The organism is Brucella sp. GW823-FHT04E01, from assembly GCF_058796175.1.
Window position 1 is genome coordinate 637,040 of record NZ_JBXAIK010000001.1, and the last position, 17,477, is coordinate 654,516.

A 17,477-nucleotide genomic window follows, 5' to 3' on the forward strand; every position below is an offset into this window, starting at 1 on the left:
GGATTAATTTTCATCGACAACAAATGCAAAAAAGCGCCTCCCCAAAACCGGAAAAGCGCTCTTTAAAACTATCAATTCAGATGAGTTACAGATTCACCTGCGTTCCAATTTCCACAACACGACCGGTGGGAATCTGGAAATATTCGGTCGCGTCCGATGCCGTTCGGGCAAGCAGGATAAACAGCTTGTCCTGCCATAGCGGCAAGCCGGAATGAGCCGACGCCTTGAGCGAGCGGCGCGACAGGAAGAACGACGTCGTCATGATATCGAATTTCCAGCCAAGCTTTCGACAGATGCCGAGCGCTCGTGGAATATTCGGTTGCTGCATATAGCCGAAGGTAAGCGTCACCTGCATGAAGCGCTCGTTATATTGGGATACACGCGCGCGGTCGGCACTTGAAACCCACGGCTTCGATGCCGTCACAACCGTCAGTATGACGTTATTCTCGTGCAAAACCTTATAGTGCTTCAAGCTGTGCATGAGCGCAGTGGGAGCGCTTTTAGGGTCGCCCGTCAGAAACACAGCCGTGCCCGGCACGATGGTCGGCGGACGTTTGGTCATTTGTTGGACGATCAGATCCAGTGGAACTTCGGCCTTGCGGGTCTTGTTAAAGAGATGCCGCGTTCCGCGCACCCAGGTCCACATGATGAGAACAAGTATCGCGGCAATACCAATCGAAGCCCAACCACCCTCATGGACTTTGATGATATTTGCACCGAAGAACATAATATCGATGATCAGGAAGCCAACAATAATCGGCAGGGCGCGGCTCACGCGCCAATTCCAGATGCGTGTCATCACGATATAGAGAAGGACCGTCGTGACCAGCATGTTGCCGGTAACTGCAATGCCATATGCAGCGGCCAGATTGCTGGACTTCTCGAATCCGAGCACCAGAATAACCACCGCCAGCCCCAGAAGCAGGTTGACGCGCGGAATATAAATCTGGCCGTGCAGCTTTTCCGAGGTGTGCTGGATTTCAAGGCGCGGCAGAATGTTGAGCTGAACGGCCTGACGTGCCACCGAATAAGCGCCCGTAATAACTGCCTGGCTAGCGATAACAGTCGCTGCAGTTGCCAGCAGGACCATGGGCAACAGCGCGAAGCTCGGCATCATCTGGAAGAATGGCAATGCAGCGGCTTCGCCATGTGAAAGGATGAAGGCTGCCTGTCCAAAATAGTTGAGCAGAAGGCATGGGAACACGATCCAAAGCCATGCGCGAACGATTGGCTTGCGTCCAAAATGACCGAGATCGGCGTAAAGAGCTTCGGCACCGGTCATTGCGAGGAACACGGCACCAACCGTGATAAAGGCAATGCCCGGGCTGATCATCAGAAAGCGTACAGCATAATAGGGATTCAGCGCCACCATCACCGTAGGATCATCGAAAATATGCCAGAGACCCGACGCACCCAGCGCCAAAAACCACAATGCCATAATCGGTCCGAAGACGATGGCCACCTTGCCAGTGCCGAGTTTCTGCACCGAAAACAGCGTCACAAGAATAACGACAGTTATGGGAACGACGAACGGAGTAAGATCAGGAGCGACAATCTCAAGACCTTCCATCGCCGATAGAACGGAGATTGCGGGCGTGATGACCGCGTCGCCGAAGAACAGCGCCGCACCGCAGATGCCTACCCCCAAGATAAGGTCAGGCCGGCCTTTCAACGCACCTCTGACAAGAGCCATCAGCGAAAGAATGCCACCTTCACCGTTGTTATCAGCGCGCAGAACAAACAGCACATACTTGATGGTCACAACCAGCGTCAGGGCCCAGAAGATCAGAGAAACAACGCCCAGAATGTCACTGCGGGCGAGAATGCCATCGCTCGCCGCCGCATGAAGGGCTTCACGAAAAGCATAGATGGGGCTGGTGCCGATGTCACCGTAGACAACGCCCAGCGCCCCAAGCACCAGCGTTTTCATGCTCTCATTGTGCTGTTCGGCATCTTCAGCAAAAGCGACGCTTTCAGGAACACCAACGGCAGGCATAGCGGCCTGTGTGGGCGTGTCATTGCCATTTAGCTCGCCGCTCATATGCAGGCACCTCGCAACTTCCTGAAAAGATTCTGGCTGGAGTTACTGGAGATCGATTTCAGATAATGAGTGTATTCGCAAAAAGTTGCGAATTGCCGCATCGCCGCCGCACCGTTGCCCAAATCAGCTTTAATCATAAGCATGGTATCGATTGAACGTAGCAATTCGTCCAAACGCAACCGCAATAGAACTGCCTCGGCGCAGAAAGCAGACGTCGGAAAACTGCTTCAATGCTTCCCTCATACGATCCCGCGTCCCCCAACGCATCTGAATAGTGGCGGACGCCTAAAGCTTGTCTCACCCGAATGCAAATGCGCTTTTTGCAAAGCTTCAACCCGAGCCATGCACCAAGCGCATTGACTAACATCTTATGCCAATGCCGCAATATAGCGGCTTACAGTTACCGGCATTCCATACATGAGTGCATCGGCGGTCAATCCATGTCCAATGGAAACTTCACTCAACTGAGGGATACGTTTTACCAGCGCCGGCAGGTTGTCTACTGTAAGATCATGCCCCGCATTGATATCGAGGCCTAGCGCCGTAGCGGCATTTGCAGCCTTTTCCAGTCGATCCAGTTCACGTATTGCGGCTGCCCGGTCATCATAGGTCGCACCATAAGGGCCGGTATAGAGCTCCACACGGTCCACACCGATAGCAGCTGCGCGTTCGTATCCAAGCGGATCGGGGTCGGCGAACAATGACACCCGCATTCCGCCTACTTTCAAACGGGCCACGATAGGAGCCAGAAAGTCAGATTTCGACACGAAATCCCATCCATGATCCGAGGTCGCCTGTGTTGGATCATCAGGAACGAGCGTCACCTGCTCAGGCTGATGTTTCTCCACCAGATCGAGAAATGCTTCGCTTGGAAAACCTTCGATATTGAACTCCGCCTGCGGAAACTCGTCATCGATCAAAGCGCGTATATCACCCAGATCGGAAAACCGGATGTGACGCTGATCGGGACGCGGATGCACTGTCAATCCCGCAGCGCCTGCTGCAAGCGCAGCGCGGCCCAGACCGGTAACGCTTGGCCAAGGCAAATCACGCCGATTTCGCAGCATCGCAACAGCGTTGAGATTGACCGATAATTTCGCAGGCATTGGAGACTCCCGGATAGATATCCCGCTTTATAACGCCTGCCACGAAAAAATGTGAGTGCTTTGCCGTCGCACCGCAGCCGCAATCCCCAACCATGAAATCTGCCTGCAACAAACTGGGTTTGCATAGTTTTTCCAGTTCGCATCAATTTGGAGACTGTCCGCAACCTTTGCCCCCGCTTCGACGTTTAAATCTGATCAATGATGGAGGTCTATGATGCGAAATGAGGACATACCCGTCATTCGCCGCATTCCAACAAACCGGGAAGACGTTTTTGCTTTTGCAATTGAAGGACATCTCGACGATGCGTCATTGGAGAACCTCTACGGGCTTCTCGACGCAGCTTACGAAACGCATGAAGAAATTGACCTCCTGATCCGCCTCACCGGATATGAAGGTTTCGACTGGACGGCTGCGTTCTCGGAAAGCATGCTGTCCATGCGCTCCAAATCCCTGAAAAAGCTCCGACATTATGCAATCGTCGGTGGCCCCTTGTGGATACAAGCCAGCATAACCCTCATGCAGCCTTTCCTGTCCATAGAGCTTCGCGCTTTCGAAGCCGACGAAGAAAACGAGGCCTGGGAATGGCTGAGTGCCCGACCGACAGACGAATAATTATTTTACAATGGTCAAACGTTCGGCAGCCCGCGTGATCGCCGTATAAAGCCACCGCTCACGCGTATCGCGAAACGCAAAACTTTCATCGAAGAGCACGACTTCATCCCATTGGGAGCCCTGTGCCTTGTGCACAGTTAAAGCATAACCGTAATCGAAATCGTCGTAGCGTTTTTTGGTCTGCCACGGAATTTCACTGTCGGGGTCTTCGAACTGCGCCTTCAGCAGCTTGATCTTCGCCACACCGCGATCATCATCCTCAGGTGTAACCAGCAGATTGATACCGGGCTTCACCGTTTCCTTGGACGATGTCATCACCTTCCAGAGCGATCCGTTGAGAAGTCCCTTGGCAGGATCGTTGCGCAGGCAAACCAGTTTGTCGCCAGCCTGCGGGTAATCAGCAGTAAAGCCTTTTAGCTCCCGAAGGCGCTGGTTATAGCGGCGGCGCGTCCGGTTGGTACCGACGAGCACCTGATCGGCGGCTAACACCATCTCCTGATTGACGTCGCCTTTTCCGATAACCTTTGCAGCGCCATGGTCACCATAAGGAAGTTCACGCCCTTCCCGCACATCAAGCGCCATACGGATGATCGGATTGTCCTGCGCCTGACGATGAATCTCGGTCAGAAGATAATCCGGCTCGTGTTCCGTAAAAAAGCCGCCGCCGGAAATCGGCGGCAACTGCCCCGGATCGCCAAGAACGAGGATGGGCGTGCCGAAACTCATCAAATCCCGCCCCAGCGCCTCATCGACCATGGAACATTCGTCCACGACGATCATCGCGGCTTTGGCGACAGGGCTCTGCCGGTTAAGCGAGAAGGTCGGCGCGATGGAAGTCTTGCCAGTCGTTTCGTCCTCAATCGCTTCTTCGCCACGTGGGCGATAGATCAGCGAATGAAGCGTGCGTGCGTTGCTAGCGCCTTTCGAGCGCAGCACCTGTGCCGCCTTGCCGGTAAAGGCCGCAAACTGCACATCGCCATCCACATGCTCGGCAAAATAGCGGGCGAGCGTCGTCTTGCCCGTACCCGCATAGCCGAACAATCTGAAAATAGGGCTGCGGCCGTCTTTGAGCCACTGCCCGACGGCCTTCAGCGCCTGATCCTGTTCCGGTGAAAACTGCATGATCCTTTCAGACAGGATTCGCCGCCCGAAAACAAGATCAAACCGTGATCAAACGGTTTTGCTCACCAGTGCTGCAAATCTGTCGAGATCGACATTGCCACCACTGGCGATCACCCCTACACGCTTACCTTGCAGCTTCGACGCCATCTGTCGTGCGCCAGCAAAAGCGAGACAGCCTGTCGGTTCGACCACCATTTTCATCCGGCTGGCGAAGAATTTCATGCCGTCAACCAGTTCATCGTCGCTAACGGCCAGAATATCACGAACAGTTTCGCGGATGATGGCAAAGGTCATGTCGCCAAGAGCTTGCGTCTGGGCGCCGTCCGCCAAGGTCTTCGGCACGTCGATGTGCACAATCTTGCCGGAGCGGAGCGACTGCTGGCCATCATTTCCGGCCATCGGCTCGACACCGTAGACGTCGCATTCCGGCGACAAGGCTTTTGCCGCTAGCGCTGAACCGGCCAACAGGCCACCACCGCCAAGACAGACAAACAGGGCATCAAGGGGACCGGTTTCCTCAATCAATTCCTTTGCCGCAGTTCCCTGCCCCGCAATTATATCAGGATGATTGAATGGCGGAATGAGGGTCAGCCCACCCTCTTCGGCCAGGCGCTTCGAAAGCACATCGCGGTCTTCTTCATAACGGTTATAGGTAACAACCTTCGCGCCATAGCCTCGCGTTGCATCAAGTTTCGCGCGCGGCGCATCCTCAGGCATGATGATGGTCGCGCCAATACCGAGCAGTTTTGCCGCAAGCGCGATCGCCTGCGCGTGATTACCGGACGAAAAAGCCAGCACACCTCGCGCTTTTTGCTCATCCGTAAACCGCGACAGAGCATTGAAAGCACCACGAAATTTGAAGGCACCGATGCGCTGGAAGTTCTCGCATTTGAAAAAGAACTGAGCGCCGGTTTCGCGGTCGATAGTTGACGACGTGAACACCGGCGTATGGTGCGCGTATCCTTCGATCTGCTTTGCGGCCGAAATAACATCATCATAAGTTGGAAGCTGGTTCATCATTCGCCTTTTCATTCTCTATTTCAGCATCGGCCATAGGCTCAGAACGAGCAGCAGGGCCATGATAAGGTTGAACCATTTCAATCGAACAGGATCGGAAAGCCAGTTGCGCAGCAATGTGCCAAACCCTGCCCAGACCGAAACGCTCGGCAAATTCACAATCGCGAAGGCGGAGCTGACCAGGAGCACGGCGACATAATAGTTGTCGTGATTGGCATAGGTGGCAATTCCCGTGATCGCCATTACCCAGGCTTTCGGATTGACCCATTGGAATGCCGCTGCCTGCAAGAAAGTCATTGGCTCAGCTTTATCTCGATGCTTTGCCTCTCCGATGGAACGCGACATAGCAATCTTCCAGGCAAGGTAAAGCATATAGGCGCCACCAGCGAATTTCAGCGCGGCATAGAATGACGGCACCGTTTCGATCAAAGCGCCGAGCCCGAAGCCGATCGCAAGCAGCAACACGAAGAAGCCCACACCGATTCCCAGCATATGCGGGATCGTTCGACGGAAACCAAAATTTACGCCTGATGCCAGAAGCATGAGATTATTTGGCCCCGGCGTAACGGACGACACGAAGGCGAAGACAAGAAGCGCCAGAAAAATTTCAACAGACATAGGACGGCCCCAATTTATGGGGACAAATTAGCTCAATAAAAAACCGGCACAATCGAAACATTGTGCCGGTTTTCAAACATATTGTATCGATTTCAGTTGAAAGCTTTTACATGCCTTCCGGGCCACGGTTCATGGCTGCAACACCCGTACGGCAGGTCTCAACCAGTCCGAGTGGCTTCATGATCGAGATGAACTGATCAATCTTGGCAGTCTTCCCGGTGATCTCCAGGATGAAGTGATCTGTCGTCGCGTCAACCACCTTGGCCTTGAATGCGTCGGCAAGACGAAGCGTTTCCGCCCTCGCCTCGCCTTTGCCGGCAACCTTCACCAGTGCCAGTTCGCGTTCAACCGGACGGTCGTGGCCAAGCTCAGAGGCGCGATGGCTGAGATCAACGACGCGGTGAACCGGAACAATCCGGGCCAGCTGGTGGCGGATCTGGTCAAGCACGTGCGGCGTGCCGCGCGTCACGATCGTAATGCGCGACAGGTGCTTTTCATGCTCGGTTTCCGAAACCGTCAGGCTTTCAATATTGTAGCCACGTCCGGAGAAAAGACCGATCACACGGGCAAGGACACCCGGCTCATTGTCGACGAGTACCGCAAGCGTATGCGTTTCCGGCGTTTGCGTTTCGGCTGCAATGAAATAGGCCGATCCGGAAGCTAGGTTCTGTGCATTCATGATTTCTTTCCTCCGGATCAGACGAGCGCGCGGCCCTTGGCATCGATGGCGTTGGCGACAGCTTCATCCGTTGCTTCATCCGGCAACAACATTTCGTTATGCGCCTTACCCGATGGGATCATTGGGAAGCAGTTGGCGAGATTTGCCACGCGGCAATCGAAAATAACCGGCTTGTCGATGTCGATCATTTCCTGAATGGCGGCATCGAGGTTGCCCGGCTTGTCACAACGGATACCATGTGCGCCATAGGCTTCAGCCAGCTTCACGAAATCCGGCATCGCCTCGGTATATGAGTGCGACAGGCGATTGCCATGCAGGAGCTGCTGCCACTGGCGCACCATGCCCATATACTGGTTATTCAGGATGAATATCTTGATTGGCGCATTGTGCTGGATGGCAGCCGACATTTCCTGAATGCACATCTGGATCGAGGCATCGCCCGCGATATCGATAACCAGTGCATCAGGGTGTGCGATCTGTACTCCGAGCGCTGCCGGCAGTCCGTAACCCATGGTGCCGAGGCCACCAGAGGTCAGCCAGCGGTTCGGTTCCTCGAAGCCATAGAATTGCGCAGCCCACATCTGGTGCTGACCAACTTCCGTGGTGATGTAAGTCTTCCGATCCTTGGTCAGTTCATAAAGCCGCTGAATTGCATACTGCGGCATGATGACGTCCTTGTTCGGCGCATAGGCGAGTGAATTGCGGGCACGCCAGCGATCGATCTGTTCCCACCAGGCACCGATTGCCTGCTTTTCCGGCTTCTTGTCAGAGGCACGGAACTGCCGAACAATATCTTCCAGAACATGCGCAACATCGCCGATGATCGGAACATCAACGCGAACGCTTTTGTTGATGGAGGATGGGTCGATATCGATATGAATTTTCTTCGAGTTCGGAGAAAATGCGTTCAGACGTCCGGTAATACGGTCATCGAAACGGGCACCGACGCACAGCATGACATCGCAGTCATGCATGGTCATGTTGGCTTCGTAAGTGCCATGCATACCGAGCATGCCGAGCCAGTTCTTGCCGGAGGCCGGATAGGCGCCCAGCCCCATCAGCGTGGATGTGATCGGGAAATTGCTGATCTCAACCAGCTCGCGCAGCAGACGGGAAGCTGCCGGGCCGGAATTGATCACACCGCCGCCAGAATAGATGACGGGCTTCTTTGCATTGACGAGCAGACGAACGGCGTCCGAAATTGCCTGCGCCTTGCCGTCGAGAACCGGACGGTAGCTGGTGCGCGGCGCGGTTTCCGGCGGCGTGTAAATACCCTTGGCGAACTGGATATCCTTAGGAATGTCGACCACAACGGGACCGGGACGACCGGTGGAAGCGACATGAAAGGCTTCGTGCAGGATGCGTGCCAGATCGTTGACGTCCTTCACCAGCCAGTTGTGCTTGGTGCAGGGGCGCGTGATACCGATCGTATCGCATTCCTGAAACGCATCGGAGCCGATCAGCGTTGTCGGAACCTGACCGGAAATGCAAACCAGCGGAATGGAGTCCATCAGGGCATCCTGCAGCGGCGTAACGGCATTGGTCGCACCCGGACCGGAGGTAACAAGCATCACACCAACTTTGCCGGTCGAACGCGCGTAGCCTTCCGCAGCGTGTCCTGCGCCCTGCTCGTGTCGGACCAGAACGTGCTGAACCTTGTCCTGCTGGAACAGTTCGTCATAGATCGGAAGCACAGCGCCGCCGGGATAACCGAAGATGCTCTCCACACCCTGATCGATCAAAGCCTGAATGACCATTTCTGCGCCGGTCATTTCGCGTGGATTGCTTGCTTCCTGCGTTTCTGCGGCGTTTGCGTCCGCCTCACGTTTACCTGCAGTCATTGTTCTCTTCCCGTCGTCTGCATTTCATTTCTGATTTGGATAATAAAAAAGGCCCCCGAGGGAGCCTGTCTTTCGCGCATGGGAGCTTTCGCCGGATGGTTACACCATCCTGCCCATGCGCGCCCGTACCACAAGAATAATAATCGTGTTCATGGTGGCGGACACTAATAGCCGGATTTGGCGTCGTCAACGCATAAATACATCGCCCGCGATATTTTCTTAGGCTCACCCGCCCCAAACGATAACTTTATTTCAACGGAAGATTCTTATCCTGACGCGAAACCTCCTGTTGAAAGTTGGGGCGGAGTGGGCAGCATGAGCGAAATCGGGGACAGTTCCAACGCGCGAGAACAGAGCGAATATGTGCAGCGCAATCGCACGGAAGGCTATGTCATCCAATGCGATGGCGAGAGTGCCATCGTCTCAGCGCTATCAGGCCCCTCTTCGGCAGCATCTGACGATTATTGGGCCGTAGGCCAGCTTATATCCATTCAGGCAGGCGACAATCGCGTCGTGGGACTCATCCGCAACGTGCTTGTTCCCGGTGATGTCTGGATACGCGGCGGTGACAACACGCTCCATGTCCATGTCGAGTTTCTGGGTGAAGTTCGCGTGCAACCGACCGGGCAGACCACTTTCAACGGCGGTATTTCGCAGTTTCCCCATCCCGGCGCTATTGCTCACCGTATCCGCGCCACCGACCTTGCTGCCATTTATGCGCAAACAGGTCACAGCAGCGTTTCAATCGGTACACTCACGCAGGACGCAACCGTTCCGGCTTACATATCGGTCGATGATCTTATCTCCCGACATTTCGCTATCGTCGGCACAACGGGCGTCGGCAAATCGAGCGCAGTCATCCTGCTGCTACGCCGGATCGTCGCCGAAAAGCCCAATCTGCGTGTGCTCATTCTTGATCCACACAATGAGTTCGCGAGCGCATTTCCCGATCTGGCCGTGGCGGTCGATCAGACGAATATCGAACTGCCATTCTGGATGCTGCGGCTGGATGAATTTGCAGATGTGATCTTTCGCGGGCGCGCGCCGGACCCGATGGAACTCGATATATTGCGTGATCTGGTTCAGCTAGCCCGCGAAAAAATGCAGGGCACAGAACTGTCAGCCGCGAAAACATTGCGACGGCAGCTTGCCGACCGCCAGAGCGTCAGCGCCGACACTCCCATCGCCTACCGTCTGCTTGACCTGATAGCCCTCATCGATGAGCGTATGGGTCTCCTCGACAGCAAGGCGGAACGTCCCTATCTGCGCAGCCTCAAAGCTCGGCTTGAATCGATCTCTGCCGATCCCCGCTTCCGTTTCATGTTCGCTGTAACTGGCGGCTCGGAAACAATGCGACAGGCCATTGGCCGGATTTTTCGCATCCCGCTGAACGGAAAACCCATCTGCACATTCCAGCTTGCAGGCTTACCATCCGAGGTTGTCAACGCTGTTGCTTCCATCTTGTGCAGACTGGCATTCGATATCGCCCTTTCAAGTGAGGGCAGCCTACAGACACTGGTAATCTGCGAGGAAGCCCACCGCTATATTCCAACCGACCGCGACGCCGGGTTCTGGCCGACAAGGCAGGCAATATCCCGAATTGCCAAAGAAGGTCGAAAATACGGTTCCTATCTCGGAGTTATAAGCCAGCGCCCCGGCGAGCTTGATCCAACGATCCTCTCACAGTGCAATTCGATTTTTGCGATGCGGCTCGGTAATGAACGTGATCAGGAAATCATCAAAGGTGCCATTCGCGGCGGCGCACAGAGCATGGCAGGCTTCCTGTCATCCATCGCCAACCGCGAAGCGATAGCCTTCGGCGAAGCGTTCTCAACACCGATGCGTCTCACATTCGAAACCATCCCACCTCATCAGCTTCCCGGACGCAGCAAAAGCGAGAGCGCTCTTTCCAGCTGGCGCAACGACGAAAAGATATCCCTCGACCGTATCGTTGAAAAATTACGTGCTTTTGAGAACAGTTCACAGACGGAACCGGTGGACCAACTCGGAGACGAGGATAATCTGTGGGGCAGCCCAGTCTCCACCAGTCGCCGTGACCAAGCGCCTACCGACGAAGCTTACCATCGCTCATCTTCTTCGCCGAGGCCACAAACATCACTCAGTCTCGACACAAAACAGAGTATTGAGAAGATGGGCGAACTGGTGCGCAGCTTTCGCAAGGATCGCGAGCGCTAGATAGTGTAGCGAATCCGAAAGTCCTATCAGCCTGAAGCTAGGCGCAGACGCGGTTACGGCCCATATTCTTCGCGGCATAGAGCATCTTGTCAGCGCGACGATAGAGATCTTTCGAGGTCTCGCGCCGATCCCATATCGCAAGACCGATACTGACGGTAACGCCAAGCTTTTCATCGCCAAGATCGATTTCGAGCGTCGATATGGCCTTGCGAATACGATTAGCAAGCTTGATCATCAATTCCGCGTCCATGTTCGGCGCAAGGACTGCGAACTCCTCGCCACCAAGCCGGGCGACAACATCATGATACCGTGTATAGTCCTTGAGACACCGCGCCACCTCCTGCAGCACGACATCGCCAATGTCATGTCCGTAGGTATCGTTCACGGCCTTAAAGTGATCGAGATCGATAATCATCAGTCCGACAGGCCGCTGTATACGGTCGAACTGGACCAGATATTCCTTTAGCGCCTCGTCGAAATAGCGCCGGTTCTGCATACCGGTCAGGCTGTCCGTCAGCGCGGCATGTTCGAGGGTCTGCGACCGTTCGGAAAGATCCTGCGTGATGACCTGCAGTTTGCCGTGGTCCAGCGCATCGGTGCGAATTTGGGGATAGATCAGGAACAACCCGCAAGCGATTGTCGCAATCAGCACCCAGATTGTGACGTGGTTCAGTTGGTCGAGTCTCGAAACCAGCTCATAGGCGTTCGCATCAAGAGGCAATGTCTGCAATTGTCCGATGTCGACACGAGCTTGATAAAGCAACAGCCCGATACCGAACATCAAAACAATCAGAATAAAAAATGCCCGTTCCGATTTATGAAACCGCATAGCCCGCGCCCACCTCTCCTGTTTCAGAGAGTGCCAGCGAGTTATTTCGTTGTCGTTAATTGAGCGAAGGCATCATCGGAATTTGCGTGCGTGCACCAGCGATCATCAAGCTGATTTCGAAACCAGGTCGACTGACGCTTTGCATATTGCCGAGTGGCGATAACCGAACGTTCAATGGCTTCTTCCCGCGACATCGAGCCTTGCAAAAATGCCGTGATTTCACGCACACCGATGGCCTTCATTGCCGGCAATGCCGGGTCGAGATCAAGCACCAGCAATGCCTTCACTTCGTCAATCGCACCATTGTCCCACATCAGGGCAAACCGCCGGGCAATACGCTCTGAAAGCCATGTCCGGTCCGGCAGCAAGACGATCTTGCGGGCGCTATCATCGTCTACCAGTGCCTGTCCCTTCGTCTGTTGCCATACAAGAAGCGACTTTCCAGTGCCTTCAAAAACCTCCAGCGCCCGAACGATGCGCTGGCTGTCGAAAGGTTGAAGGGTTGCGGCCATCTCCGGGTCACGTTCGCTCAGAAGCCGGTGAAGAAGTTCCGGACCGTCCGTCTCCATACGTCCTCGCCAATAGGCGCGAACATCACCCGGCACCTCTGGCATCTGCGACAGTCCACCGAGAAGCGCTCTGAAATAAAGCCCCGTCCCGCCAACGAAGATCGGGGTCCTGTGCTTCATGGCAGGTTGCGTTAGCAGGTCAGCTACATTATCCAGCCATCGTCCGGTCGAATAGGACGTCGATGGCGCGACGTGTCCATAGAGATGATGTTCTGCCGCAGCGAGATCCGCTTTGTTCGGCCGCGCAGTCAGAAGGTCAAGAACATCGTAAACCTGCATGGAATCAGTGTTCACGATGAAACCGCCGGTCTCATGAGCCATGCGAATGGCAAGTGCCGACTTGCCGCTGGCCGTCGGGCCAGCTATCAGGATTGCATTCGTGATCGCACCCTCATTCATCGTCGGAATTGCTCTCCATGTCCCAACAGGTTTCTCTCGTCGCCACTTTGATTGCCAATCCGGCCAAGGCCTCGCTTGCATCAGCGCTTGGGATTAAAGCCTCAGCGGCAGTGAATGCAACTGGACTCTATTGGCTGGCCGACAACATTGCCTGCGACATTGCGCTTCCATCGGGGATCAGCAGTGACGAAGCCGAAACCCTGCTGCGCCATTCGCTTGATGGCGCGCCGGTCGACGTGGTGGTGCAGGAACAGGAGCACCGACGCAAGAAAATTCTGATTGCCGACATGGATTCCACGATGATCCAGCAGGAGTGCATCGATGAACTGGCAGAGGAAGCCGGGCTGCGCGAGCATGTGGCTGCAATCACCGCGCGCGCCATGAACGGCGAGATCGCTTTCGAACCAGCCTTGCGCGAGCGGGTCGCCTTGTTGAAAGGTCTGCCGCTCAACGTAATCGACAAGGTCATTTCAACCCGCATTACACTGATGCCCGGCGGCCCGGAACTCGTGCGCACCATGCGTAAACATGGCGCCTACACGGCGCTTGTGTCCGGCGGTTTCACCTCATTCACCCAGCGTATCGCCGAAATGATCGGCTTCAACGAAGATCGTGCGAACAGGCTGATCGACGATGGCTTGCATCTGACCGGGCTGGTCACAGAACCAATTCTCGGCCGGGAAGCCAAGGTCGAGAAACTCGAGGAAATCGCCGAACGTCTTGGCCTCACACCAGATGATGCAATCGCAGTAGGTGACGGGGCGAACGATCTCGGCATGATTCAGCTTGCAGGCACCGGCGTCGCACTCCACGCAAAGCCGACCGTAGCTGCGCAGGCCAGAATGCGGGTTGACCATGGCGACCTGACCGCCCTCCTCTATATTCAGGGCTATCGAAAGACGGATTTCGTTCAATGATCATTCTGGAAACGCCACGCCTCATCATCCGGAACTGGGAAGATCGCGACCGCAACCTTTTCCATGTCATCAATTCCGATGAAGAAGTCATGCGTTTCTTTCCCTTTCGCAGAAATCGCTCGCAATCGGATGAACTGTTCGACCACCTCCGGAAGATGATTTCTGAAACGGGTCTCGGTTTCTATGCGCTGGAAGAAAAAGAAGAAGGTCAGTGCATCGGTTTCGCCGGTCTCGCCCGCACTGACCTTGAACCTTATTTACCGGATGGCACCGTTGAAATCGGCTGGCGGCTGGCCCCTCCCTTTTGGGGCAAAGGCTATGTGACCGAAGCAGGCAAAGCGCTGATCGAATACGCTTTCGGCACCCTTGGCCTCACCGAAGTGGTTTCCTTCGCTGTCCATAATAATGAGCGGTCTACAGCCGTCATGCGCCGCATCGGCATGACCGGCGACCCGTCGAGCGATTTCGACCATCCCCGCGTGCCGGATGAAACTCCGCATTTGAAGCTTCATTCGGTCTACCGCATTCAAGCAGCCTGACCGGCCACCCAGCCCGAAGACCATGCCCACTGGAAATTATAGCCGCCGAGCCAGCCGGTAACATCGACGACTTCGCCGATGAAAAACAGGCCGGGAACGGATTTGGCTTCCATGGTCTTGGAGTCGAGATCGCGCGTATCGACCCCTCCAAGCGTAACCTCCGCCGTACGATAGCCTTCCGAACCGGCGGGCTTGATGCGCCAGTCGTTTATCACGGCCTCGACACGGCGGAACATCTTGTCGGACATATCCGCCAGATGACCGGTCACACCAATTTCCTCGGCTATGGTCTGCGCAAGTTTTCTCGGAAGATAAAGCGCCAGTGCGGTCTGCAATGCCTGCTTGCCGTTCTGTTTGCGCTGCTCACGCAGGGCTTCGAAAATGTCCGTCTCCGGTAGCATCGCAAGGCGGATTTCATCTCCTTCACGCCAGTAGGAAGAAATCTGCAGGATCGAAGGGCCACTGATACCGCGATGTGTAAAAAGCATCGCTTCGGCAAATTTCGTTTTGCCACAGGAGACAACGGCATCGACGGCAACACCGGCCAGCGGCTTCAGCCGTTCCAGCGTGTTGGGTTCAAATGTCAGCGGCACCAGTGCCGGGCGGGTTTCGACAATCCGCAATCCAAATTGTGTCGCGATATCGTAGCCGAAGCTTGTAGCTCCCATCTTCGGGATAGATTTCCCGCCACAGGCCACGACCAGTGATCGACAGCGAACCGGTCCATCCGTTAGCTGAAGCGTAAAACCATGTGCGGATTTTTCGACCGAACTGACACTGCAACCAAGCTTTAGTCGCGCGCCATGGCGCTTCATTTCCCCCAGCAACATTTCAATTATCTGCAACGCCGAGCCATCACAGAAGAGCTGCCCGAGTGTCTTCTCGTGATAGGCGATACGATGACGTTCCACGAGCGCAATGAAGTCGCGCTGCGTGTAGCGGCTCATAGCAGAGATACAAAAATGCGGGTTCTGCGAGAGATAATTTTTCGGACTTGCATGAAGATTGGTGAAATTGCAGCGACCACCGCCCGATATGCGGATTTTCTCACCGGCTGCCTTTGCGTGATCCACGACCAGCACGGAACGCCCGCGTTTGGCCGCCTCGATGGCACACATCATGCCTGCCGCGCCAGCGCCTATGACCACAATATCGACTGTTTCCAACTCACCCTACTCCGAATGGCGCCGGTCCATAGCATACCGGAGGCGAATGAAACAGAAGGCTCTGCCATTTCGAACGACAAATAAGGGAGTGCTCGAATCTCTTTGTACGGTTCTGGCGCCAAGTGGCTCAAACCGCAAAACAAAACGGCATTGCAGATTTCCCTGCAATGCCGCTTCAGCAGTACATTCAATTGAGGATCAATTGATCCGGACAGTCACGAAACGCAGTTCCCCCGAACGAGAAGCCAGCATCATAAGTGCATTCTTGCGTCCTTCTCGGCGCAGTGCGTCAATGCGCTTCTTCACGTCTTCCGGCGTCTTCACGTTCACCTGCCCGATATCGACGATAACATCGCCGGTTTCGATACGCTTCTCGCCAGCAGCTGAACCAGGAGAGACGTAAAGAACAGCAACGCCTTCTACATCTTCGGCAATGCCAAATTCTCCGCGAACATCGTCATTCAGCTCGCTGAGCTTCATTCCAAGAACGCTCGGGGCAGCGTCACTCTTCTGTTCTTTTTTTGACGTATCCGGCGTTTCCGCACCTTCATCACCGCCCTCGCCCTCGGGCAGCGGAGCCTGATCTTCCGTCGCAGCTTCGGTGCTCTTGTCATCCTCGACCAGACGTCCGAGCTTGACCTTCACCGTCTTTTCCTCACCCTGACGAACCACGACAATCTCGACTTCCTTGCCAACCGGGGTTTCTGCAACCAGTCGCGGCAGATCGCGGGCGGTATCGACCGGCTTGCCTTCGTAGCGGATCACGACATCTCCGGCTTCAATGGCCTTGTTGTCGACACCGGAATTTTCGATCAGCCCGGCAATCAGCGCGCCCTTGGCTTCCTTCAGTCCAAGGCTCTGAGCGATATCCTCGGTAACAGGCTGGATACGTACACCAAGCCAGCCACGGCGAACTTCACCGAACTCCTTGAGCTGGTCGATAACACCCACAGCCATTTCCGCAGGGATGGCAAAGCCGATACCGATAGAGCCGCCCGAGGGCGAGATGATTGCAGTGTTGATACCGATCACCTTGCCATCCATATCGAACAGCGGCCCACCGGAATTGCCACGGTTGATGGCCGCATCGGTCTGGATGAAGTCATCATAGGGACCGGAATTGATATCTCGCTTGCGGGCCGAAATAATGCCCGCAGTCACCGTTCCACCAAGACCGAAGGGATTGCCAATCGCAAGGACCCAGTCGCCGATACGCGCCTTTTCCGAATTACCGAACTCTACGGCCTTCAGCTTATGCTTGGACGGATCAACCTTGAGGATCGCCAGATCGGTCTTGATGTCTTTTCCGACCAGTTCCGCTTTCAGCTTGGACCCATCGTTGAAATTGACTTCGATCTCATCCGCATCGGCGATGACGTGATTGTTCGTGACGATGAAGCCCTTTTCGGCATCGATGACGAAGCCGGAACCCAGCGACTGGACCTTGCGTGATTCATCGCCTTGCGCGCCGCCCTTGTCACCGAAGAAGTCCTTGAAATATTCCTGGAACGGAGAGCCTTCCGGCACCTGCGGCATCGGAACCGCACCGTCACCTTCGCCATCTTCCTTGACGGTCTGTGAGGTCGAGATGTTCACCACTGCATCCAGCAGCCCTTCGGCCAAATCGGCAACAGAAGCCGGCCCCTGAGCCGCGATTGCCGGAGGTGTTCCTACCGAAAGAGTGCCAGCGACGGTCATCGCCCCCAATGCCACGGTTGCGAAAAGGGTGCGAGCAAATCCCGCCTTTGGTGCAATTACCATGAAGCCCTGCTCCGTTCCTGTCTGCTTGCAGTCGTTTGATTAGCGATAGATGTACTAAGGCTTG

At 55.2% G+C, this 17,477-nt stretch carries 15 protein-coding genes; 4 read left to right on the forward strand and 11 right to left on the reverse strand.

Annotation, left to right across the window (positions count from 1 at the left end; genetic code table 11):
* Nucleotides 1–85: 85 nt before the first annotated feature.
* Entirely contained in the window at nt 86–2,041 is a 1,956-nt protein-coding gene (locus AC1RHM_RS03245; RefSeq protein WP_010659779.1) for a potassium transporter Kup, read from the reverse strand.
* 368 nt (nt 2,042–2,409) lie between these two features.
* A complete protein-coding gene (locus tag AC1RHM_RS03250) occupies nt 2,410–3,147 on the reverse strand; it encodes a pyridoxine 5'-phosphate synthase (protein ID WP_010659778.1) in 738 nt (245 codons plus the stop codon).
* A gap of 214 nt (nt 3,148–3,361) precedes the next feature.
* Between AC1RHM_RS03250 and AC1RHM_RS03255 the strand changes: the two genes are divergently transcribed.
* A complete protein-coding gene (locus tag AC1RHM_RS03255) occupies nt 3,362–3,760 on the forward strand; it encodes a SpoIIAA family protein (RefSeq protein WP_012091800.1) in 399 nt (132 codons plus the stop codon).
* On the opposite strand, the gene AC1RHM_RS03260 is transcribed toward AC1RHM_RS03255, so the two are convergent.
* The 5 genes from AC1RHM_RS03260 to AC1RHM_RS03280 all read right to left on the reverse strand — a co-directional run bounded on the left by AC1RHM_RS03260 (nt 3,761) and on the right by AC1RHM_RS03280 (nt 9,037).
* On the reverse strand, nt 3,761–4,882 hold the full coding sequence (locus tag AC1RHM_RS03260; protein WP_010659776.1) for an ATP-dependent DNA helicase: 1,122 nt from the start codon (nt 4,880–4,882) through the stop codon (nt 3,761–3,763). It abuts the gene before it with no gap.
* A 48-nt stretch (nt 4,883–4,930) separates the two neighbouring features.
* Nucleotides 4,931–5,899, reverse strand: coding sequence for a threo-3-hydroxy-L-aspartate ammonia-lyase (locus AC1RHM_RS03265; protein WP_010659775.1), 969 nt, complete (start codon nt 5,897–5,899; stop codon nt 4,931–4,933).
* Nucleotides 5,900–5,917: 18 nt separating this feature from the next.
* Nucleotides 5,918–6,517, reverse strand: a complete 600-nt coding sequence (locus AC1RHM_RS03270) for a LysE family translocator (protein ID WP_010659774.1) — start codon at nt 6,515–6,517, stop codon at nt 5,918–5,920.
* Between the two features lie 106 nt (nt 6,518–6,623).
* Nucleotides 6,624–7,196, reverse strand: coding sequence for an acetolactate synthase small subunit (gene ilvN / locus AC1RHM_RS03275; protein WP_010659773.1), 573 nt, complete (start codon nt 7,194–7,196; stop codon nt 6,624–6,626).
* A 17-nt stretch (nt 7,197–7,213) separates the two neighbouring features.
* Nucleotides 7,214–9,037: an acetolactate synthase 3 large subunit gene (locus AC1RHM_RS03280; protein WP_012091798.1), complete on the reverse strand. Its 1,824-nt coding sequence runs from the start codon at nt 9,035–9,037 to the stop codon at nt 7,214–7,216.
* 315 nt (nt 9,038–9,352) lie between these two features.
* On the opposite strand from AC1RHM_RS03280, the gene AC1RHM_RS03285 reads away from it, so the two are divergent.
* Nucleotides 9,353–11,233, forward strand: a complete 1,881-nt coding sequence (locus tag AC1RHM_RS03285; RefSeq protein WP_151576243.1) for an ATP-binding protein — start codon at nt 9,353–9,355, stop codon at nt 11,231–11,233.
* 37 nt (nt 11,234–11,270) lie between these two features.
* Here AC1RHM_RS03285 and AC1RHM_RS03290 read toward each other — a convergent pair whose 3' ends face one another.
* Both AC1RHM_RS03290 and miaA read right to left on the reverse strand, forming a co-directional pair.
* On the reverse strand, nt 11,271–12,062 hold the full coding sequence (locus tag AC1RHM_RS03290) for a GGDEF domain-containing protein (protein WP_010659770.1): 792 nt from the start codon (nt 12,060–12,062) through the stop codon (nt 11,271–11,273).
* A gap of 41 nt (nt 12,063–12,103) precedes the next feature.
* A complete protein-coding gene (gene miaA, locus AC1RHM_RS03295; RefSeq protein ID WP_010659769.1) occupies nt 12,104–13,030 on the reverse strand; it encodes a tRNA (adenosine(37)-N6)-dimethylallyltransferase MiaA in 927 nt (308 codons plus the stop codon).
* A 17-nt stretch (nt 13,031–13,047) separates the two neighbouring features.
* On the opposite strand from miaA, the gene serB reads away from it, so the two are divergent.
* On the forward strand, nt 13,048–13,947 hold the full coding sequence (gene serB / locus AC1RHM_RS03300) for a phosphoserine phosphatase SerB (protein ID WP_010659768.1): 900 nt from the start codon (nt 13,048–13,050) through the stop codon (nt 13,945–13,947).
* Nucleotides 13,944–14,486 (forward strand): GNAT family N-acetyltransferase, encoded by a 543-nt coding sequence (locus AC1RHM_RS03305; RefSeq protein WP_010659767.1) that lies wholly within the window; start codon nt 13,944–13,946, stop codon nt 14,484–14,486. Before serB ends, AC1RHM_RS03305 begins: the two co-directional genes overlap by 4 nt.
* Here the strand turns inward: AC1RHM_RS03305 and AC1RHM_RS03310 are convergent.
* Both AC1RHM_RS03310 and AC1RHM_RS03315 read right to left on the reverse strand, forming a co-directional pair.
* A complete protein-coding gene (locus AC1RHM_RS03310) occupies nt 14,474–15,652 on the reverse strand; it encodes a BaiN/RdsA family NAD(P)/FAD-dependent oxidoreductase (protein ID WP_010659766.1) in 1,179 nt (392 codons plus the stop codon). The two genes, AC1RHM_RS03305 and AC1RHM_RS03310, sit on opposite strands and share 13 nt — an antisense overlap.
* A gap of 198 nt (nt 15,653–15,850) precedes the next feature.
* Complete coding sequence (locus AC1RHM_RS03315) at nt 15,851–17,413, reverse strand: Do family serine endopeptidase (protein WP_010659765.1); 1,563 nt, start codon at nt 17,411–17,413, stop codon at nt 15,851–15,853.
* Nucleotides 17,414–17,477 lie beyond the last annotated feature (64 nt).